This is a genomic window from Flexivirga meconopsidis, from assembly GCF_026162425.1.
Taxonomy (GTDB): Bacteria; Actinomycetota; Actinomycetes; order Actinomycetales; family Dermatophilaceae; genus Flexivirga; species Flexivirga meconopsidis.
In genome coordinates, this window is the sequence record NZ_JAOBQJ010000003.1 from 339,170 (window position 1) to 358,648 (window position 19,479).

The 19,479-nt window shown below is 69.8% G+C and carries 18 protein-coding genes and 3 tRNA genes; 8 read left to right on the plus strand and 13 right to left on the minus strand.

The window, feature by feature from the left end; genetic code table 11:
* The first annotated feature begins 11 nt into the window (after positions 1-11).
* Positions 12-1,601: an amidophosphoribosyltransferase gene (gene purF / locus N2M23_RS11360; RefSeq protein ID WP_265445607.1), complete on the plus strand. Its 1,590-nt coding sequence runs from the start codon at positions 12-14 to the stop codon at positions 1,599-1,601.
* A 27-nt stretch (positions 1,602-1,628) separates the two neighbouring features.
* Entirely contained in the window at positions 1,629-2,738 is a 1,110-nt protein-coding gene (gene purM, locus N2M23_RS11365) for a phosphoribosylformylglycinamidine cyclo-ligase (protein ID WP_265445609.1), read from the plus strand.
* An 11-nt stretch (positions 2,739-2,749) separates the two neighbouring features.
* Here the strand turns inward: purM and N2M23_RS11370 are convergent, their stop codons facing one another.
* The 3 genes from N2M23_RS11370 to N2M23_RS11380 form a co-directional block, all read right to left on the minus strand.
* Positions 2,750-2,947, minus strand: a complete 198-nt coding sequence (locus N2M23_RS11370; protein WP_265445611.1) for a DUF3073 domain-containing protein — start codon at positions 2,945-2,947, stop codon at positions 2,750-2,752.
* A 181-nt stretch (positions 2,948-3,128) separates the two neighbouring features.
* Entirely contained in the window at positions 3,129-3,770 is a 642-nt protein-coding gene (locus N2M23_RS11375) for a copper resistance CopC family protein (protein WP_265445612.1), read from the minus strand.
* Positions 3,771-3,815: 45 nt separating this feature from the next.
* Entirely contained in the window at positions 3,816-4,061 is a 246-nt protein-coding gene (locus tag N2M23_RS11380) for a DUF2630 family protein (protein WP_265445613.1), read from the minus strand.
* A 96-nt stretch (positions 4,062-4,157) separates the two neighbouring features.
* Here N2M23_RS11380 and N2M23_RS11385 point away from each other — a divergent pair, with 96 nt between their 5' ends.
* Positions 4,158-6,008 carry a GMC family oxidoreductase gene (locus N2M23_RS11385; RefSeq protein ID WP_265445615.1) on the plus strand — a complete coding sequence of 617 codons (1,851 nt, stop codon included), beginning with the start codon at positions 4,158-4,160 and terminating at the stop codon, positions 6,006-6,008.
* A gap of 47 nt (positions 6,009-6,055) precedes the next feature.
* Here N2M23_RS11385 and N2M23_RS11390 read toward each other — a convergent pair whose 3' ends face one another.
* Positions 6,056-6,790 (minus strand): DUF4352 domain-containing protein, encoded by a 735-nt coding sequence (locus N2M23_RS11390; RefSeq protein ID WP_265445617.1) that lies wholly within the window; start codon positions 6,788-6,790, stop codon positions 6,056-6,058.
* Positions 6,791-6,954: 164 nt separating this feature from the next.
* Here N2M23_RS11390 and N2M23_RS11395 point away from each other — a divergent pair, with 164 nt between their 5' ends.
* Both N2M23_RS11395 and N2M23_RS11400 read left to right on the plus strand, forming a co-directional pair.
* The gene (locus N2M23_RS11395; protein WP_265445618.1) at positions 6,955-8,217 is read left to right on the plus strand and encodes a sensor histidine kinase; all 1,263 of its coding nucleotides are present in this window, start codon (positions 6,955-6,957) and stop codon (positions 8,215-8,217) included.
* Positions 8,210-8,881 (plus strand): response regulator transcription factor, encoded by a 672-nt coding sequence (locus tag N2M23_RS11400; protein WP_265445621.1) that lies wholly within the window; start codon positions 8,210-8,212, stop codon positions 8,879-8,881. The genes N2M23_RS11395 and N2M23_RS11400 overlap by 8 nt, the downstream gene beginning before the upstream one ends.
* Positions 8,882-8,952: 71 nt before the next feature.
* Here the strand turns inward: N2M23_RS11400 and N2M23_RS11405 are convergent.
* From N2M23_RS11405 to N2M23_RS11420, 4 genes are all read right to left on the minus strand, one after another.
* Positions 8,953-9,028: transfer RNA gene (locus N2M23_RS11405), tRNA-Phe, on the minus strand.
* Between the two features lie 34 nt (positions 9,029-9,062).
* Positions 9,063-9,139, minus strand: a tRNA-Asp gene (locus N2M23_RS11410).
* 33 nt (positions 9,140-9,172) lie between these two features.
* Positions 9,173-9,245, minus strand: a tRNA-Glu gene (locus tag N2M23_RS11415).
* A 103-nt stretch (positions 9,246-9,348) separates the two neighbouring features.
* Positions 9,349-10,395, minus strand: coding sequence for a PHP domain-containing protein (locus N2M23_RS11420; protein ID WP_265445622.1), 1,047 nt, complete (start codon positions 10,393-10,395; stop codon positions 9,349-9,351).
* Positions 10,396-10,467: 72 nt separating this feature from the next.
* Here N2M23_RS11420 and N2M23_RS11425 point away from each other — a divergent pair, with 72 nt between their 5' ends.
* Entirely contained in the window at positions 10,468-10,935 is a 468-nt protein-coding gene (locus N2M23_RS11425) for a hypothetical protein (RefSeq protein ID WP_265445623.1), read from the plus strand.
* 77 nt (positions 10,936-11,012) lie between these two features.
* A complete protein-coding gene (locus N2M23_RS11430) occupies positions 11,013-13,085 on the plus strand; it encodes an acyltransferase family protein (protein WP_265445625.1) in 2,073 nt (690 codons plus the stop codon).
* Positions 13,086-13,112: 27 nt separating this feature from the next.
* On the opposite strand, the gene N2M23_RS11435 is transcribed toward N2M23_RS11430, so the two are convergent.
* The 3 genes from N2M23_RS11435 to N2M23_RS11445 are packed head-to-tail and all read right to left on the minus strand — an operon-like array spanning position 13,113 to position 15,929.
* Positions 13,113-14,072: a threo-3-hydroxy-L-aspartate ammonia-lyase gene (locus tag N2M23_RS11435; protein ID WP_265445626.1), complete on the minus strand. Its 960-nt coding sequence runs from the start codon at positions 14,070-14,072 to the stop codon at positions 13,113-13,115.
* Positions 14,069-14,581 carry a hypothetical protein gene (locus N2M23_RS11440; protein ID WP_265445627.1) on the minus strand — a complete coding sequence of 171 codons (513 nt, stop codon included), beginning with the start codon at positions 14,579-14,581 and terminating at the stop codon, positions 14,069-14,071. The genes N2M23_RS11435 and N2M23_RS11440 overlap by 4 nt, the downstream gene beginning before the upstream one ends.
* 10 nt (positions 14,582-14,591) lie before the next feature.
* Complete coding sequence (locus N2M23_RS11445; protein WP_265445628.1) at positions 14,592-15,929, minus strand: MFS transporter; 1,338 nt, start codon at positions 15,927-15,929, stop codon at positions 14,592-14,594.
* Positions 15,930-16,101: 172 nt separating this feature from the next.
* On the opposite strand from N2M23_RS11445, the gene N2M23_RS11450 reads away from it, so the two are divergent.
* Complete coding sequence (locus N2M23_RS11450) at positions 16,102-17,325, plus strand: polysaccharide deacetylase family protein (protein WP_265445629.1); 1,224 nt, start codon at positions 16,102-16,104, stop codon at positions 17,323-17,325.
* 17 nt (positions 17,326-17,342) lie between these two features.
* On the opposite strand, the gene N2M23_RS11455 is transcribed toward N2M23_RS11450, so the two are convergent.
* Together N2M23_RS11455 and N2M23_RS11460 are read right to left on the minus strand one after the other, a co-directional pair.
* The gene (locus tag N2M23_RS11455; RefSeq protein WP_265445631.1) at positions 17,343-18,866 is read right to left on the minus strand and encodes a glycerol-3-phosphate dehydrogenase/oxidase; all 1,524 of its coding nucleotides are present in this window, start codon (positions 18,864-18,866) and stop codon (positions 17,343-17,345) included.
* Positions 18,863-19,447, minus strand: a complete 585-nt coding sequence (locus N2M23_RS11460; RefSeq protein WP_265445632.1) for a helix-turn-helix domain-containing protein — start codon at positions 19,445-19,447, stop codon at positions 18,863-18,865. Before N2M23_RS11460 ends, N2M23_RS11455 begins: the two co-directional genes overlap by 4 nt.
* Positions 19,448-19,479: the final 32 nt, after the last annotated feature.

Genomic DNA, 19,479 nt, shown 5'->3' on the forward strand with positions numbered 1-19,479 from the left:
CACTGGAGCACGTGGCTCGCGGTGACGGACGGCTATCCCACGACCTTTCTCCCGACGGCAAAGGCCCGCAGGACGCCTGCGGAGTCTTCGGTGTCTGGGCCCCTGGCGAGGACGTCGCCAAACTGACCTACTTCGGGCTCTATGCCCTGCAACACCGTGGTCAGGAGTCGGCGGGCATTGCCACCAGCGACGGCGAGAGCATCCTGGTCTACAAGGACATGGGCCTGGTGTCGCAGGTCTTCGACGAGTCCAGCCTCAGCTCCCTGCGCGGCCACCTGGCAATCGGCCATACGCGCTACTCCACGACCGGCGGCAGCACCTGGGAGAACGCCCAGCCCACGCTCGGCGGCAGCGACCGCGGCACGGTGGCGCTCGCGCACAACGGCAACCTGATCAACACCGCCGCACTGCGCGACCTGCTCGCCGAGCGCCTCGACGGTCGCGCCACCCGCGGTGAACTCGCCCGCGGCAACACCTCCGACACCGCCGTGGTCACCGCGCTGCTGTCGGAGAACCCCGACAAGCCGCTCGAAGAGGCCGCGCTGGAGGTGCTGCCGCTGCTGGACGGCGCCTTCTGCTTCGCCTTCATGGACGAGGGCACGCTCTACGCCGCCCGTGACCCGTATGGCGTGCGCCCCCTCGCGCTCGGCCGCCTCGAACGCGGCTGGGTCGTCGCCTCCGAGACCGCCGCACTGCAGACCATCGGCGCCAGCGTGATCCGCGAGGTCGAGCCCGGTGAGCTGATCGCGATCGACGAATTCGGTTTACGCAGCCACAAATTCGCCGAGCCGAAGCCGAAGGGCTGCGTCTTTGAGTATGTCTACCTGGCCCGCCCCGACGCGGTGATCCGCGGCCGCGTGGTGCACGAGGCGCGCGTCGAAATGGGCCGCGTGCTCGCCCGCGAGCATCCGGTGGACGCCGACCTGGTGATCGGCGTGCCGGAGTCCGGTGTGCCGGCCGCGACCGGTTACGCGCAGGAGTCCGGCATCCCCTTCGGCCAGGGCTTCGTCAAGAACGCGTATGTCGGGCGCACCTTCATCCAGCCCAGCCAGACGCTGCGCCAACTCGGCATCCGGCTGAAACTCAACGCGCTGGAGCACGCGGTCAAGGGCAAGCGTCTGGTTGTCGTCGACGACTCGATCGTGCGCGGCAACACCCAGCGCGCCCAGGTCCGGATGCTGCGTGAGGCGGGCGCCGCCGAGGTGCACGTGCGCATCTCGTCCCCGCCGGTGAAGTGGCCGTGCTTCTACGGCATCGACTTCGCCACCCGCGCCGAACTCATCGCCACCGGCCTCGGTGTCGAGGAGATCCGTGCCTCGATCGGCGCCGACTCGCTCGGCTACATCTCCGAGGACGGCATGATCGCCGCCACCGATCAGCCGCCGACCCAGCTGTGCTCGGCGTGTTTCACCGGCGAATACCCGATCGCGCTGCCCGAGGACGGCCGCATCGGCAAGCACGTGCTGGAGACGCTGCCGATCCAGGTGCGCACCGGCCACGACAGCTCGGTCGATGTCGCGCCGGAGGACCAGCGGCACGACGCCGAAGGCGTCTCGCTCGGCGTCGCAGGCGGGGCTGAGAACGCCCTGCTGCGGCCGTAACTCCCGTCATACATGAGAGAAGAACAGATGCCGGACACCCCGCAGACCACCTATGCCGACGCCGGCGTCGACGTCGAGGCGGGTGACAAGGCGGTCGAGCTGATGAAGGCGTCTGTGCGGCGCGCGACCCGGCCCGAGGTGCTCGGCGGGCTCGGCGGGTTCGCGGGACTGTTTGACGCCTCCGTTCTGGGCCGTATGGCGCACCCGGTCCTCGCCACCTCGACCGACGGAGTGGGCACCAAGGTCGCGATCGCGCAGGCGATGGACGTGCACGACACGATCGGCTTCGACCTGGTCGGCATGGTCGTCGACGACATCGTGGTGTGCGGCGCGGAGCCGCTCTTCATGACCGACTACATCGCGACCGGCAAGGTCGTGCCCGAGCGCATCGCCGCGATCGTCGGCGGCATCGCGCGCGCCTGCGAACAGGCCGGCGTCGCGCTGGTCGGCGGCGAAACCGCCGAGCATCCGGGCCTGCTCGAGCCGGCCGAGTATGACGTGGCCGGCGCCGCCACCGGCGTCGCGGAGCGGGCCGAACTGCTCACTCCCGACCTCGTCGAGCCGGGCGACGTCGTGCTCGGTGTCGCCTCCAGCGGGCTGCACGCCAATGGCTTCTCGCTGGTGCGCCGGGTGATCGCCGACGCCGGCTGGCGGCTGGACCGCGACGTCCCGGAGTTCGGACGCACGCTCGGCGAGGAACTGCTCACCCCGACCCGGGTGTATGCCGCCGTTCTGCTGCGGCTGGTGCGCACCGTGCCGGTGCATGCGTTGTCCCACGTCACCGGTGGCGGGCTCGCGGCCAACCTGGCGCGGGTGTTGCCGACCGGCAGCACCGCGGTGTTGGACCGTGCGAGCTGGACGCCGCCGGCAGTGTTTTCGGTGATCGGCGAACTCGGCAACGTGCCGCAGCCCGACCTGGAACGCACCCTCAATCTCGGGGTCGGGTTCGCGGTCGTGCTGCCGGCCGATCACGTCGACGGTGCGCTCGAGGTGCTGTCCGACTGCGACCTACCGGCCTGGGTGCTCGGCGAAATCAAGCGGACCGACCAGGTGGATGCCGCTGTGGCCGAGATCGTGACCGGCGCGAAGGGTGTCGACGCCGGCGGCGCTCAGCTGATCGGGTCGCACCCGAGCTGAGCGGCGCGCGGTCAGCGGTTGTGTGACGCCCAGTCGGCGTAGTCGCCGTAGTCGTCGTCGTCGCGAGAGTCGTCCGCGGTTGCGTCGTCCGGCTCGCGGGCGTTGGAGCGGAGTTCGCGCTCCAACGCGTTCAAGTCGGTGTCGGGAGAGAAGTACTTCAGCTCCCGGGCAACCTTGGTCTGCTTTGCTTTGGCCCGGCCGCGCCCCATGGCGAGACCCCCTCGTGTGTGTTGCCGGGACGCTGGTGACGCGGGCATGCCATGTCGCATGTCACATCGTCCCAGGACCCCGGGATCCTCGGTCTATGTCGTGGGGTAAACGGTACCTCAGCCCCGATTCATTCCGGGCACCGACCGGCCGACGACTCGGACACCGGCTGCCGGGCAAGGCTCAGAGGTCGGCGTTGTCGTCCCGCGCACGGGTCCGGATCGCCGCCACGATGCCGCCGATCACCAGGAGCGCGACGACCACACCGCCCGCGATGAGCCAGGGCTGGTTGTTGGTGCTGTCGGTCGGGGTCTGGCTGGTCGGCGCCGGGCTGAGATAGCTGGTCGTGGCGCTGCTCGTGACGGTGTTGCCGCCGTCCGTCGTGGCGCTGCTGCTCGCCGGGGGCACCACCGAGTTGCTGGCCGCCGCGCTGCTGGCGCTGGTGGAGGACGCGCCGCCGCTGACCGAGAAGGAGAAGTTGCCCGAGATCGGGTGGCCGTCGGAGGAGCTGACCCGCCATACGACATCGAACGTGCCGGCCGGCAGACCCGACTTGAGGCTCTGCGTGACGCTGGAGCCGTCGACCTTCGGGGCGCCCTGTTGCACCTCGGCGCCGTCGCTGCCCTTCACCACCACCGCGGTGCCGGTGGATCGCACGGTGTCGCTGAAGGTGAACGTCACCTGCTGCGGAGCCGCCGTGAGCGTGGCGCCCTTCGGCGGGGTGGTGCTCACCAACTCGTCATGCGCAAGCGCCTTACCGGCGCCGGCGAACCACAACAGGGCGAGGACAGGGACGAGGAGGAGCACAAGGAGGCGACGTCGCATGCCCATGAGTATGACGAGAAGTACGCCGAGCCGGCTACGCGCCGGTCAGTCCAGGTAGTTCTCCACTGTCGACGCGGACCGCTCCTCCGGCTGCGGCGCAGCGTCGGGGAACTCGCGCCGGGCGTCCCGCTGTCGCAGCAGATCCCAGAGACGGTCGAGCTCGGTCTCCACCGAACGCAGCCGCTCGTGCTCCTCCTGCGCCGTGATCTCGCCGGCGGCAAGTTGCTGGCGCAGGCTCTTCTCGGTCTCGACGAGCTCGTTGATGTGGTCGTGAATGCTGCGGTCATTCATCGTCCAAGCATGCACCCATCGGGTTTCGCGCGGGCCAACACGGGCAGGAGAGGGTGCGATAGCGTCGAACCCAAACAAGCCGCAGGGGAGCGTGGCATGGCCGAAAACGCAGCAACCGCAGGCGAATACGACTTCGTGATCGTGGGCTCCGGGGCGGGTGGTGGTCCGCTCGCGGCCAATCTCGCGCTGGCCGGACACTCCGTCCTGGTGCTCGAAGCCGGCGATGACCACTCGTGCCCCTACTACTCGGTGCCGATCATGCAGGCCTACGCCAGCGAGGACGCGGCGATGCGGTGGGACTTCTTCGTGCGGCACTGGACCGAAGATGCCGAGCAGCGCCAGGATGACAAGTTCGTGCCGGAGTACGACGGGGTGCTCTATCCGCGCGGCAGCACTCTGGGCGGCAGCACTGCGATCAGCGCGCTGGTCACCATCTATCCGCACCCGGACGACTGGGACCGGCTCGCCGAGTTGACCGGTGACGACGGTTTCGCGGCCGCCGCGATGCGCGAGCACTTCCAGCGCCTGGAGGCCTGGCGCGGTGCGGATGCGGAGCCGCTGCCGGGAGACGACGCAGCCGCGCGGGACGCCAAGGCGCTGCACGGCACCGACGGGTGGCTGGGTACCACCCGCGCGAACCCGAAACTGGCCGGCCGTGAGCCGATGTTCTTGGACGTGATCGGTGCGCTGGAGGCGACCGCGCGCGAGCGCTTCGGCATACCGCAGGAAGTGTCGTTGCCGCGCGACCCGAACGCTGCGGACACCCCTGCGGACTTCGAGGGGATGACGTTCATCCCGGTTGCGGTGCGCGACGGGCACCGCAACGGAAGCCGGGAGCGGTTGCAGTCGGTGCAGGCGCAGGTGCCGGGGAAGCTGGAGATCCGGCTGGGTGCGCTCGCAACCAGGGTGGTCGTCGAGGACGACCGTGCGGTGGGCGTGGAGTATCTCGCCGGCTCGCACTTGTATGGCGCAAGCCCCGAGGCGGCCACCCCCGATCCGCAGCTGCAGCTCGTGGTCGCCCGACGTGAGGTGATCCTCGCCGGTGGCGCGTTCAACACCCCGCAGCTGTTGATGCTCTCCGGCATCGGCCCGCGCGAGCACCTGGACGAGCACGGCATCGCGGTGCGCGTCGACCTGCCAGGTGTGGGCGCCAATCTGCATGACCGCTATGAGGTTTCGGTGGTTTCGGAGCTGGCGAAGAACTACCCGATCTTCGACGGCGAGGACCTCGACGTGCCTCATGGATCCGCGCAAGGGGACTCGCTCTACGCCGAGTGGCGGGACAGCGCCGACGGCCCGTATGCGACGAACGGGTCACTGGCCGCGATCATCGCTCGTTCGCAGTCCCGGCAGGCGGGCCAGGACTCCGACCTGATCATCTTCGCGCTGCCGATTGAATTCCGCGGCTACTACCCCGGCTACGCGAAAGACGCTGTGGCACACCACAACCGGCTCTCGGTGCTGGTGCTCAAGGGGCACACCAACAACCGGGCCGGCACGGTGCGTCTCCGGTCCGCCGACCCGACCGACGTGCCGGAGATCGCGTTCCGCTACTTCGAGGAGGGCAGCCCCGGCTTCGAGCAGGACCTCGACGGCGTGGTCGACGGCGTCGAGATCGCCCGTGACATCGCGGCGCACCTGCCCGAAGGCGTGCCGGTGAAGCGTGAATTGCTGCCCGGCGCAAAGGTTTCCAGCCGCGCCCAGCTGCGCGACTTCGTTCGTGGCAACGCGTGGGGTCACCACGCCTGCGGCACCGCGCGGATCGGCCGCGACGACGACCCGGGCGCCGTGCTGGACGGTGATTTCCGGGTGCGCGGAGTGCAGGGTTTGCGCGTGGTCGACGCGTCGGTGTTCCCCGACATACCCGGATTCTTCATCGCCTCAGCGGTCTACCTGGTCAGTGAAAAGGCAAGTGCGGCAATCATTTCCGAGTATGTCGACGGCTGATCGCCGCCTCCCGGCACAGTGGGAGACGGCGACCAGGTCGGGGAGACTCAGCCCAGCTGGACCGTCTTGGCGTCGTCGAACAGGCCGCCGCTGAAGTCGATCGCAGTCGCCCGCACGCCCGTCGGCATGTCGTAGACGAGCACGCCGTCGACGGCGTTGCCAGGGTTGATCTGCTCGAAGATCAGGTTGTTGTTGGTGTCGAGCGCGAGCTGCGCGGTCGAATCCGGCGAATAGGTCTTGTTGTCGCCGTCCTTGATCTTCTGGTCGGAGTCGATCAGCGTCTCGGCCTTGTCACCGACGTTGCGGACCGTGATGTAGACCAGCGTGTAGCTCCCCTGCGCCTTCTGAGCGAGGAAGTCCTTGCCGACGCTGGCCTGATCGCGCACCACCTTGGTGACGGTGAACTCCAGGTCACCAGACTTCACCGCGGCGCCGATGCCGGGTTTGCCCTTGCTGGTGTCCTTCTTCGCCTGGGTAGTCGTGTTGTCCTGCTTCGGCGTCGGTTCGCCCGTCGCGTTCGGCTGCGCCGCGGCCCCCTGAGCCGTGGCGGTGTCGGATGCGGCGGTGTCGCCGGACTTCTGTCCGCCCTGGGTGGCGACGCTGATCACAGCAATCAGCGCGACCAGTGCGAGCAACCCGGTGAGGATCTTGTGCCGGGCAAACCAGTTGCGCTTGGCCGGTGCCGGACCGGGAGGCACCGGCGGATACGGCCCGCCCTGCGGCGGCTGGCCGCCCCAGTGCTGCGACGGATTCGGCTCCTGCGGGTTGTTGTGCTGACTCATGACGGTGCTCCTTGTTCGGGGTTCGTTGTCGTGCCCCAAGTAGGCCGCCGGCAGCGGGCCGGCCACTTCCCGCGGACGGCTCGTCATACCTCCGCCGAATGGTGGATGCGCCCGCCACCGATCGGGGGAGCCACGGCGTCGGCGCGCGGCTCTAGAGTGCCGCCATGACGACCGCATCGATCGCACCTTGGTGGCGTTCCCGGCGCCTACTCGGCGTGCTCAGCACGGTGCTGATCGTCTTCGTCTCATTCGGCGCGCAGATCATGTCGGCGGCGTTCGCGCAGTACCGCCACGAAGGCATCACCGACCAGCAACTCGCCAACGACACCCAGTTGGACGGGATCTACCTGGCGGCGTCGCTGATCGGCTTCGGTCTGGCGTTGCTGCTCATCTGGCGACACCGCTGGCCGGTCTGGATCAGCCTGGGGATCTGCGCACTGACCGTGGTGCTGCCGCTCGACGGCCTCACCCCGCTCTTCGCTCTGTATGCCGTGGCGCTCGTCGTGACCGGTCCCTGGCTGTGGGGTTGCATCGCGGCGACGGTTGCCGCCGAACTGGTCGCGACCTGGAGGGACAGCCGCGGCACGAAGGTGTCTTCCTGGATGCGCGGCCTCGCCTCGATCCGCGACGGCGCCGAATTCCCCTGGTGGCTGGTCGGATTGGTGGCGCTGCTGCTGGTCGCCGTCACCGTAGGACTGGCGTGGCTGGTCCGCAGCCGACGCGACCTGACCGTCAGCCGGGCCCAAGAGACCCGTAGCGAGACCAAGCTGCACGCGCTTGGTGAGGAGCTCGCGCGACAGACCGAGCGCGAGCGCATTGCGCGCGAGGTGCACGACGTGCTCGGCCACCGGCTGTCGCTGCTGTCTCTGCACGCCGCCGGGCTCGAGCTCGCGGCCGACGATCCGAAGCTGGCCAAGAGCGCGGCGCTGGTCCGTGAGGGAGCGCAGGAGTCGATGAACGACCTGCGTTCGCTGCTCGCGGTGCTGCGGCGACCGGAGGACCCGGACGTCAGCGAGACCGTCCCGACCCTGCGGGAGCTGCCGTCGCTGATCGACGAGTCTCTCGCGGCCGGCAGCCCGGTCGCCGCTGCCGTCTTCATCGACCAGTCGGCCACCCTCGACGAGCGGGTCGGGCGCAGCGCCTACCGGATCACCCAGGAGCTGCTCACCAACGCCCGCCGGCACGCGCCCGGCGTGCCCGTGCGGCTGCAGATCGACGCCGGGCCGGAGCGCGGCGTCGAGATCAGCACCGCCAACCGGGCCGCGGACCCGGGCGACCGCCGGGTGCGCCCAGGCAACGGCCTGACCGGCGTGCACGAGCGGGTGCAGCAGGCCGGCGGAGACTCCTGGGTGTGGATCGACGACGAGGGCGCCTTCCGCACACTGGTGCGGCTGCCGTGGGAGTGGAAGGGAGCCGCCGATGAGTGAACCGGCCGAAGGACGCCCGATCCGGGTGCTGCTCGTCGATGATGACGCGCTGGTCTGTCAGGGACTGGAGCTGATCCTGTCGAGCGCGCCGGACATCGAGGTGGTCGGCTCGGTCGACGACGGCGACCGGGCGGTGCCTGCCGTGCAGCAGCACTTCCCGGACGTGGTGCTGCTCGACGTGCGGATGCAGCGGCTCGACGGCATCGCCGCGACCGGTGCGCTGCGGGCCCTCGCCAACCCGCCGAAGGTCATCGTGCTCACCACGTTCGACGCCGACGACGTCGTCATGCGGGCCATCGGGGCGGGCGCGTCCGGCTTCCTGCTCAAGACCGCCGCGGCGACCGAGATCATCGACGCGATCCGCAACGTGGCGGGCGGCAACGGCGCGCTCTCGCCGCAGAGCGTGCGGCAGGTCTTCCAGCAGGTCCAGGCGGGCGGGGACACCGGCAGGCGGGCGGCACGCGACGCGGTGGCCACGCTGACCGATCGCGAACTCGCCGTCGTCCGGCTGGTCGGCGAGGGGCTGAGCAACGGCCAGATTGCGGCACAGCTGTATGTCGGGGAGGCCACCGTCAAGACGCACCTCACCGCGGCCCAGCAGAAGCTTGGCGTAGGCAACCGGGTGCAGGTCGCGGTGGTTGCCTCGCGCGCCGGCCTGGTGTGAGCACCGTCATACCTTGCGAAAACGGACCCGCCCGAAGGCGAGTCCGTTTCGTGCGCGGCCGAAGCGACCGGTGGTGGCCAGAGACGGGGTCGAACCGCCGACCTAGCGATTTTCAGTCGCTCGCTCTACCAACTGAGCTATCTGGCCTTGAGCCCTATGGACTTGATTCCCAGGAAAGGGATGGCGACCCCGACGGGACTCGAACCCGCGACCTCCGCCGTGACAGGGCGGCGCGCTAACCAACTGCGCTACGGGGCCTTGCGGCCATACTGCATCATCGCGAACGATGCGTATCCCCAACGGGATTCGAACCCGTGCTACCGCCGTGAAAGGGCGGGGTCCTAGGCCGCTAGACGATGGGGACCTTGTCCTGCGACCCAGTCCTCAGCATCAAGCCGCCTCGGCTGGTGACGAGGACTAGACGACTATAGGGGAGGGAAGCGCGAACCACCAAAACGGCGGCGGCCTCACCCCTTCTTCGCCCACTCCAGCAGGCGGTCGAGCGGCCAGGTGTCGACGATCCGCTCCAGCGGGACGCCGAGCCGCTGCGCGCGCTCGCAGCCGTATTCGACGAAGTCCAGCTGCCCCGGCGCGTGCGCGTCGCTGTCGATCGAGAACACGCAGCCGGCGGCCATCGCCTGCTCGATCAGCTCGTCCGGCGGGTCGCAGCGCTCGGGCCGGGAGTTGATCTCGACCGCGACGTCGTGCTCCGCGCACGCCGCGAACACCGCGGCGGCGTCGAAGGTGGACTGCTCCCGGCGCAGCTTCTTGCCACGGCGCTCGCCGTCGACCATCCGGCCGGTGCAGTGTCCGAGGATGTTGGTGCGCGGATCGCCGATCGCGGCGACCATCCGCCGGGTCATCGGCGCCGAGGCCATCTTCAGCTTGGAGTGCACCGACGCGACCCGGATGTCGAGCCGGTCCAGCAGCTTCGGGTCCTGATCGAGCTCGCCCTCGTCGAGGATGTCGACCTCGATGCCCTTGAGCAGCCGGAAATCCGTGAGCTGCTCGTTCATCTTGTCGATGAGCCGCAGCTGTTTGCCCAGGCGTTCGGCGGACAGTCCATTCGCGACCCGCAGGCTGGGGGAGTGATCGGTGAGCGCGAGGTAGTCGTGGCCGAGCTCCATCGCGGTGGCGACCATCTCGGGGATCGGTGACCCGCCGTCGCTCCAGTCGGAGTGGCAGTGCAGGTCGCCCTTGAGCGCCGCGCGGTATTTCTCCCCGCCCTCGACCAGGCGCTCCGGTGACTTTTCCTCCAGGCTGACCAGGTATGCCGGGCGCTTCCCGGCGAGTGACTCCTCGACCACCGCCTCGGTCGACTTCCCGATGCCCGGCAGCTGGTCGAGGGTGCCCGTGTCGGCGAGGCGGCGCAGCTCGTCGGCCGGGGTGCGCAGCACGGTGTCCGCGGCCTGGCGGAACGCCTTGACCCGGTAGGTGCCGGCCCGGGATCGCTCCAGCAGGAACGCGATCCGGCGCAAGGCGTCCACCGGTTCGATCGAGGCGTGAGTCGTCATACCGCGATTGTCCAGCAGTGAGTATCCAACAGCGAGTAGCGAGTGCGCGCCGGTCGCGTAGGGTGCGGAATCGTGCGGGCGACGATTCTGATTGCGCTGGTCGTGGCCGGCGCGTGCTGGGTCTGGTGGGCGCGCCGCCGCACCCAGGAACGCCACCTGCGACGCCTGGTGACGACCGCTCGCGGCAACGCCCGGCGCGGCGTCGCAGCGACGGTGACGAGCCAGTCGATCGCCGCACTGGCCGCTCTGGCGGCACTCGCCTTCGGTTTCTGGGCCGAGGATGCCCACCGGCTCTTCTGGGTGCGGATCCCGTTGGCGCTCGCCGTGATCGGGCTGTACGTGCCGTTCGCGACCGCGCTCGCGCAGCCGTCGTTCAACGTCAAGAACCTGCGGCGCACACCGGAACGGCGCCTGGTCGAGCTCGGCGCGCCACCGGAGGTCGCGAGGCGTATCGCGCGGGTCGGCAAGCCGTTCGCCCTGCTCGGGTCGGTCATCTTTCTCTGCTCGGTGACCGTGCTGGTCTGGCACCATCTGCGCTGAGCTGGGCGCAACTTCGCGTCGCCTCCTCGGCGTGGCCGCCGCCGACAGCGCAGGGTCGGTCAGTATCCTGGGCGGCAATGTCCGCGCCCGTGGCTCCGGCGCCGCTGCCGACGCGACGGGATTGGCAGGCGGCAAGGTCGAGAGCGAAGAAGAACCGCACCCGCACCGATATTCAGGCTCTGCGGGCGCTCTCGGTCCTCCTGGTCGTCGGCTATCACCTCTGGCCGGGCGCCATCAGTGGTGGATTCATCGGGGTCGACGTCTTCTTCGTCATCTCGGGCTTCCTGATCACCGACCATCTGCTGCGCGAGGCCGGCAAGAACGGCCGCATCTCGCTCGCGCAGTTCTGGACCCGGCGCGCATTCCGGCTGCTGCCGGCTTCGCTGCTGGTCATCGTGCTCACCGCGCTCGCCACCTTCGTCTGGGTCGGCGAGGACCAGTGGCGCACCTACTTCCAGCAGGCGATCGCGTCCGGGTTCTACGTGCAGAACTGGAAGCTGGCCGCCAGCGCCACCGACTACCTCAGCGCGACCGACCCGCCCACGGCATACCAGCACTTCTGGTCGCTGTCGGTCGAGGAGCAGTTCTACATCGTGCTGCCGCTGCTGCTGGTGGCCACCCTGCTCGGCACGCGCCGTCGCCGCATCTGGCGCCGCTGGTTCCTGCTCGTCGTCGCCACCGTCACGCTGGCGTCCTTCGTCTGGTCGGTGTACCTCACCGTTGCCGACCCGGCGGCCGCCTACTTCGTGACCACCACGCGGGCCTGGGAGTTCGGGATCGGCGCGCTGTTGGCCTTCGCCGGGACGCAACGGTTTGCCAAGGTGCCGCCTGCGGTCGCCTGGGTGGGCGGGGCCATGCTGCTGATCGCCGCCTTCCGCTTCACCGGCGGCACGCCGTTCCCCGGTTACGCCGCGCTGCTGCCGACGGTCGGCGGCGCCCTGATGATCGCGACGATCCGGCACGACCGGGTCTTCAACATCATCGCCGACAACCACGTGGTGCAGCTGATCGGCAACGCGTCGTACTCGATCTACCTGTGGCATTGGCCGATTGTGGTGCTCGCTCCGATCGCGCTCGGACACAGTCTCGGGTTCGTCGGCCGGCTGGTCATCCTGGTGATCTCGCTGTTCCTCGGGCACCTCTCGATGCAGTTCGTCGAGCGGCCGCTGCGCGCGCACGGCAACGCGCGATGGTTCACCCGCAGCGGGCTGGCCGTCGTCGCCGGCGCGGTTGCGGTGCTCCTGGTGGGCAACGCCGGGCTCAACCTCCTCGGTCAGCGCGAGGCGGCGGCCAAGCAAGCGGTCACCAAGGCCCGCACCACGACCGACCCGTGCGTCGGCGCACCCGCGTTGAACCGGTCGACCTGTGAGCAGCCCAGCAAGCTGACGCCGTCACTTGCGTTGTTGCGCAGCGACGACGGCACCAACGACAAGTGCTGGTCGGAGCGAGCCGAAACCGTCATACGCCGGTGCACGCTCGCGGCACCCGACAAGCCCAAGAAGCGGGTGTATGCCGTCGGCGACTCGCACCTGGGGGCGCTGCATCCGGCGCTGACCACGGCCGGCAAGGAGCTCGACTGGCGGATCGAGTCGGCCGCGCACGAGGGCTGTTATCTGGCCGAGGGCGAGATGCCGATCGACGACCCGGTGCGGCGCGCGTCGTGCAAGACGTGGCGGGCGGACCTGCTCGACCAGATCGTCGCCGACGAGACCATCGACACCGTGCTGGTCACCCGGTATGACGTCAACCTGGTCCGCGGCGACGACAAGGCGGCGACGGTGAAGGGCCTGCAGGACGCCTGGCGCCGGATCGTCGACTCCGGGAAACAGGTGATCGTGGTGCAGGACGTCCCGCGCGCCGACCAGTCCGTGCTGGACTGTGTGTCGCAGAACGGCATCGACGCCACCACCAAGTGTGTCGTGCCGCAGGACGAGGCGTTCCCGTCCTGGCAGGCGCTGCGGGAAGCCGCGAAGGGGATGAAGGGCGTCACGTTCGTCCCGGTTGCGCAGACCTTCTGCAAGGACGGGGGCTGCCCGTCGGTCATCGGCGGGGTCCCGGTCTTCCGCAATGTCGGCCATCTGTCGAAGACGTTCTCCACCACGTGGGGGCCAGAACTGGCCGACCAGTTGCGCAAGGCGACCCAGAGCTGAGCCGACCCGACGCGGGCCGCGCCGGCTTCAGCCGGAGATCAGGGCGGCGAACCGGGCCAGGTCGACATTGCCGCCGGAGAGTATGACGCCGACCCGCGCGCCCGGCATCGTCGGCGCGAGGGTGCGGGCGGCCGCGTAGGGCAGCGCACCGGTCGGCTCGACCACCAGTTTGCAGGTGTGCGCCAGGCTGCGCATGCCGGCCGCGAGGGCGTCGTCGTCGACGAGCACGATGTCCTCGACCCGCTCCCGGATGATCGGAAAGGTCAGCTCGCCAAGGGCCGTTGTCTGAGCGCCGTCGGCGAGCGTCTCCGGCACGTCGATCGTGACGATCTCACCGCTGTCGAAGGACCGCTTGCCGTCGTTGCCCGCGGCCGGCTCGGCGCCGAAAACCTTTGTCTCCGGGCGCATTCCGTGTGCCGCGACTGCCGTGCCGGAGAGCAGACCGCCACCGCCGAGCGGGGCGACCACCGCATCGAGGTCGGCCACTTCCTGCATCAGCTCGAGTGCCGCGGTGCCCTGCCCGGCCATGATCGCCGGGTCGTCGAACGGCGCCACCACGGTGCGGCCCTCGCGCTCGGCCAGGTCGGCGGCGATCGCCGCCCGGTCCTGCGTGCGCCGGTCATAGGGGACGACCGTGGCGCCATACCCCTTCGTCGCCGCCAGTTTGATCTGCGGGGCGTCCGTCGGCATCACGATCGTGGCGGGTATGTCGAGCAGCCGCGCAGCCAGTGCGACCGCCTGGGCGTGGTTGCCGGAGGAGAAGGCGACGACACCGGCACGACGTTCGTCGGGGGAGAGCTGAGTAAGACGGTTGTAGGCGCCGCGGAACTTGAATGCGCCCATGCGCTGCAGGTTTTCGCACTTGAAGTGCAACTGGACGCCGAGCTCGGCGTCCAGGCGACCGGAGGTGATGACCGGCGTGCGGTGGGCGACCCCCGCGATGCGCGCGGCCGCCGCCTGCACATCGGCGAAATCGATCGCGTTCACCGCGCGGTGTCGTCGGCGATGCCCCGGTTGATCTTCGCGTCGGTGTCGGTGATGGCGCGCTTCTCGTCCTGATCGGCGGCCTTGAACTGCTCGCGCATCGCCTCGGCCTTCTTGCTGCCGGCGTCCTGCAGCGTCTTGGCGACGAAGACGACGCCCACGACGCCGACGGCCATCCAGATGCGCGGGTGCTTCACGCCCCGCTTGAGGAGGAACTGCTCGACCTTGTCGTCGGCCTTCAGCCCGATGCCGGAGGTGATCAGCATCAGTCCGCCGGTCGCGGCCGCGAGCACGTCGCTGCCCGCCACGGCGCGGTGCAGCGGGTGCTCCGGTGGCAGGTCGTCGCGGTTGCGGACGGTCAGAAAGACCGACCCGGCGGTGCCGGCGGTGTTCGCCCAGCCGAGACTGCGACGGGCCCAGCGGGGGAAGCGGGCCGGTCGCACCAGCGTCACGGCGCCGGCGAGGGCAGCGGATGCGAGGTTGAGGGCGGGAGCGGATTTCGAGGTCGCCATGCGGCAAACCTTATGCGTGTTCCCCGGCGGGCAGGGACGCGGCCGGGGTGACGGTCGCCGCGTGCGCGTCGCGCAGCAGCCGGCCGGCGACCGCCGCCAGCACCGCGGCGAGGGCCCCGGCCGTGACGGTCACCGCGAATGCCGGAGTCTCCCCGCCAAGGTCCGCAAGCCGTCCTGCGACGGCGGCGCCGGAGGCGTAACCAAGGCCGGTGGCCGCCGCCAGAAGGGTCATTGCGGCGCCGGTGCGGGACGGCGGCGTCAACTGCTCCCCGAGGGTGAACGTGGTGATCATGTATGGCGCAACGCAGCACCCGAGCAGCACCAGTGCTGGGGCGAGGGTCGCCAGCGAATGAATCAGCAGCAGCGGCGTGGCCAGCACGAAGAGGCCGATCGCGGTGACCCGCCATCGGGTGACGTAGCCGATGCGGGCGGGGAGCGCCGCCATACTGATGCCGGCGACGACGCTGCCGACGCCGAGCAGCGCCTGCACCAGACCGGCCAGCCCCTCGTGCCCGGCCGCGGTGGCGATGACGGTGGTGCCGGTCTGCACCGAGCCGAAGATGTTGCCGATCACGAACTGCGCGAGTCCGAGCACGGCCAGTGCGGGGGTGAGCAGTCGGCCGGACCCGCTGGGCCCGGCGTTCGCGGTGCGCAGCCGCGCGGTCGGGTGCACCGCGAACCAGGTGCCGAAGACGACCAGCAGCACGGCGGCAGTGCCGATCCCGACGCCGGGTTCGAGCAGGGCCGCGATGGACCCGACGATCGCCGGACCGAGCACGAACGACGCCTCGTCCGCCGACCCCTCGTAGGAGAAGGCGGTGTCGATCAGCCGGCCGGACTGGATGCCGCGGCTGCGTGCGCCGATGATCGGCCGCCACCGCACCCGGGCCAACGGCCCGGCCTGCGGCATGAGGAGCCCGGCGAACGCCGACGCCATCGCCGCCCACACCCAGGCGACGCCGCTCTCGGCGGCGACCACGACCAGGGCCAGGCCGAGCGCGCTGGCCCACGATTGGAGGAGTACGACGGGGCGTTGCCCGAACCGATCGGACGCCGCCCCGAGCACGGGTGCGCCGATCGCGTTCGCGACCGCCAGCGCTCCGGCGCAGGCGCCCCCGGCGCCGAAGCTGCCGGTGGTGTGGGCCACGAGCAGCAGCACACCCATCTGGCTCATCGCGAGCGGCAGGCGGGCGAGGAACGCCACCACGATGTAGATCGGGCCGGTGAGGCCGAACAGGTGGCGGTATGACGCAGCGGGTGACACGGGCCGGACGCCTTTCGAGGGGTAGCGCAACGTTGCTGCGCGACTTCCCTCCTCCAGCCGCGCGAGACCCTGTGCTGCCGTCATTCTACGGTCGCCGTCAAACCGGTCGTCTCGTCATACCTGCGCGAAGGTAACGGCGGGCGAACGATCCGGGAAACGCCTGGCGTGAGAGTTGGTGTGCGGCGGTGCGTTTGTCATGGTGGATGACAGCGGTCGCACAGCGGGGAGGCCGTGCAGTTCGAAGTTTCGGGGAGACATGGCACAGATTGACAGGCGCACGGCGATCTCGGCAGGGGCGGCCGTCGGCGCCTCGGCGGCGCTGGCGGCGTGTGGCAGTGGGAACGACAAGAAGGCATCGCCCAAGGAGAGCGCGAAACCGGTCGTGAAGAAATCGCCGGCGCCGACGGCGAGCGCTCGGCTGATCGGGGACGGGTCCACGTCGGACACCGGTCCGCAGCCGCACCAGCCGAAGCCGGAGAAGTTGCAGCCGGGCGAGACTCCGCCACAGTTCGTGGTGATCTCGTGGGACGGCGCGGGCGAGGTCGACGGCCTCAACCTGCTGTCGCACTTCCGGGAGGTCGCCAAGGAGACCAAGGCGTCGATGACGCTCTTCCTCTCCGGGCTGTTCCTGCTGCCCGGGGACAAGAAGGACCTCTACAAGCCGCCGCGGCACCAGGTCGGTGCGTCCGACATCGGCTACCTCGACGACGGGGACATCCACGCCACGATCGACAACATCGGCAAGGCGTGGCTGGAGGGTCACGAGATCGGCACCCACTTCAACGGCCACTTCTGCGGCAGCACCGGTGTCAGCCAGTGGTCGCCGGCCGACTGGCGCAGCGAGATCGAGCAGGCCAAGTCGTTCGTGAAGAACTGGCGCACCAACACCGGCTTCACCGACCTGCCGCCGCTGCCGTTCGACTACGACAAGGAGTTGATCGGCGGCCGGACCCCGTGCCTGGAGGGCTCGGACAATCTGCGGATCGCGGCCTCGCAGTTGGGCTGGCGCTACGACACCAGCTCCACCGGGACTCAGATGTGGCCCGGCAAGGTGCGCAACCTGTGGGACGTGTCGATGCAGTCGATCCCGTTCGCCGGGCACTCCGGCCAGGTGATCTCGATGGACTACAACATCATGTACAACCAGTCCGTCGGCACCCGGGGCAAGCCGTCGATGCGCCCGAAGTGGCAGCGGGAGGCGGTCGACACCTATATGGCGGGCTTCCTGCGCGCCTACGACTTCAACCGGGCGCCGCTGATCATCGGCAACCACTTCGAGGGCTGGAACGGCGGCATCTACATGCGAGCCGTCGAGCAGGTGATGCGCAAGATCGTCACCTACCCGGACGCTCGGATCGTGTCGTTCCGGCAGCTGATCGACTGGGTCGAGGCCCAGGACCCGGCAGTGCTGGCCAAGCTGCGCACGCTGCCCTACGGCAGCAAGCCGACCGGCGGCTGGGCCCAGTTCCTCACTGTATGACGGGAGCCGCGCCCGGCTCAGCGCGCGGCGGCCGAAACAGCTTCTGCCGCAACGGGTTCGGTGACCGCTCGATCTGACGGCACGAGTCCGACGCGGGTGCGCCGGTCGAGCAGGTCGTCCGCGTCGAGCGCGCCCTCATGGCTGAGTGCGAAGTCGAACTCAGCCGGCGTGGTCGGCACGGTGTCGCTGATCGGCAGGTTGCGGGCCGGGTCCTCCGACAGCACGGCGGCCGCCTCGGAGCCGTAACGCCGGACCAGGCGGCCGGGGATGTCGTTGCCGGCGGGGCCAGCCGGGCCGGCCGGGTCGGCGCCCACGAGGGGCGTTTGCGCGGTCACGCACGGCCCGGCGGACACGCCGCGCTCGCGGACCGCGGCGTCGACCGCGTCCTGCGCCATACGGCGGTAGGTGGTGAGCTTGCCGCCGACGACCGTGATCATGCCGTTCGGTGCGGTGAGCACCGCGTGCTTACGCGACAGGTCCGCGGTCGAGCCCTCCGCCGACAGCAAGGGGCGCAGCCCGGCGTAGGTCCCGACGACGTCGTCGCGGGTGAGCGGACGCTGCAAGGTCGGGTTGATCGTGTCGAGCAGGAAGTCGATCTCCTGGTCGGACGACTGCGGCACATCGGGCACCGGCGGCTCGGTCGGTTCGTCGGTGAGGCCGATGTAGGTGGTGCCGTCCAGCTGCGGCAAGGTGAAGACGAACCTGCCGAAGTGGCCCGGAACCGGTGCGTTGACAATGCAATTCATCGACCCGAGGGCCGACGAGCGCACCACCAGGTGGGTGCCGCGGGACGGGCGCAGCCGGATGTCGGGCGCGAGTGAGTCGGCCCAGACACCGGTCGCGTTGACGACCGCGCGGGCCTTGATGTCGTGGAACGTGCCGGTCAGCTCGTCCCGCACCTGCGCGCCGTCACCTGTCGCGGCGACCGCTCGCACGCGGGTGAGCACGCGCGCGCCATACCCGGCGGCGGTGCGGGCGATCGCGACGACGAGCCGGGCGTCGTCGACCAGTTGTCCGTCCCAGCCGAGGGCCGCGCCGCGCAGTGCGCGGCTTTGCACGCCGGGTGCGAGGGCGAGTGTCTCGGCGCGGCCGAGCCGTCGCGGTCGGGGCAGCGTCGCCCGGGGTGTGCGGGCGGCCGCGCGCAGGGCGTCACCGGCGACGAAGCCGGCGAAGGTGATCGCCTGGTCGCGCCGTGAGCCGCCGGCGAAATGCGGCACCACCCATGGCATGGCCCGGATCAGATGTGGCGCGGTGCGGGTCATCAGGATGCCGCGCTCGACCGCGCTCTCGTGCGCGATGCCCACCTGACCGGAGGCGAGATAGCGCAGACCGCCGTGCGCGAGTTTCGAGCTCCAGCGTGACGTGCCGAATGCCAGGTCGTGGGCGTCGACCGCCACCACGTCGAGCCCGCGGCTTGCGGCATCCAGCGCGACGCCGGCGCCGGTGACACCCAACCCGATCACCAGCAGATCGACGGTGCGCCCGCCGGTGACCTCGGCGAGTTCGCGCTGGCGACGGCGCGCGTTGAGGGCGGTGCTCATCGCAGGTAGTTTTCGACGGCGATCGCGAGCTGAGCGAACAGGTCGGCCGCCTCGATGTCGTCGTCCGACATCGTCGGCACCGAGAAGACGAACCCGTAGGCCATCAAAAGCACTGTGCGGGCGAAGAGTTCGGTTTTGCCGGAGCGGACCGACCCAGCTTCTTGCGCGGCTGCGATGCCGGCCGCCAACGACTCCAGGAGCGTGGTCTGGGTGCGGCCACGGCGGACCAGCAGGTAGGGCAGGAGAAGCTCAGGGTCGACCTCGACGATCTTGCGGAACAGCTCACCCTCGTGCACCTCGCGTGCTGCGTTGGCGACCGTGCGGGCGATGCCGGAGGCATCCAGCCGCATCCCGTCCCGGGCGGCCAGTTGATAACCGATCGTGGACCATTCGCGCACCATCAGGTCGGCGGTGAGCGCGGACATGTCCGGCCACCGCCGATAGACGCTCATCCGGGAGACACCGGCGCGGCGAGCCACGTCGGTCATCGTCGTCCGGCGCCAACCGACGGCCAGCAGGCACGCACGCGCCGCATCGAGGAGGTCGTCCTCCTCGATAGGGCTGTTACGGATCACCGTCATATGTCACACTGTAACACCTTGGAAGCCGAAGG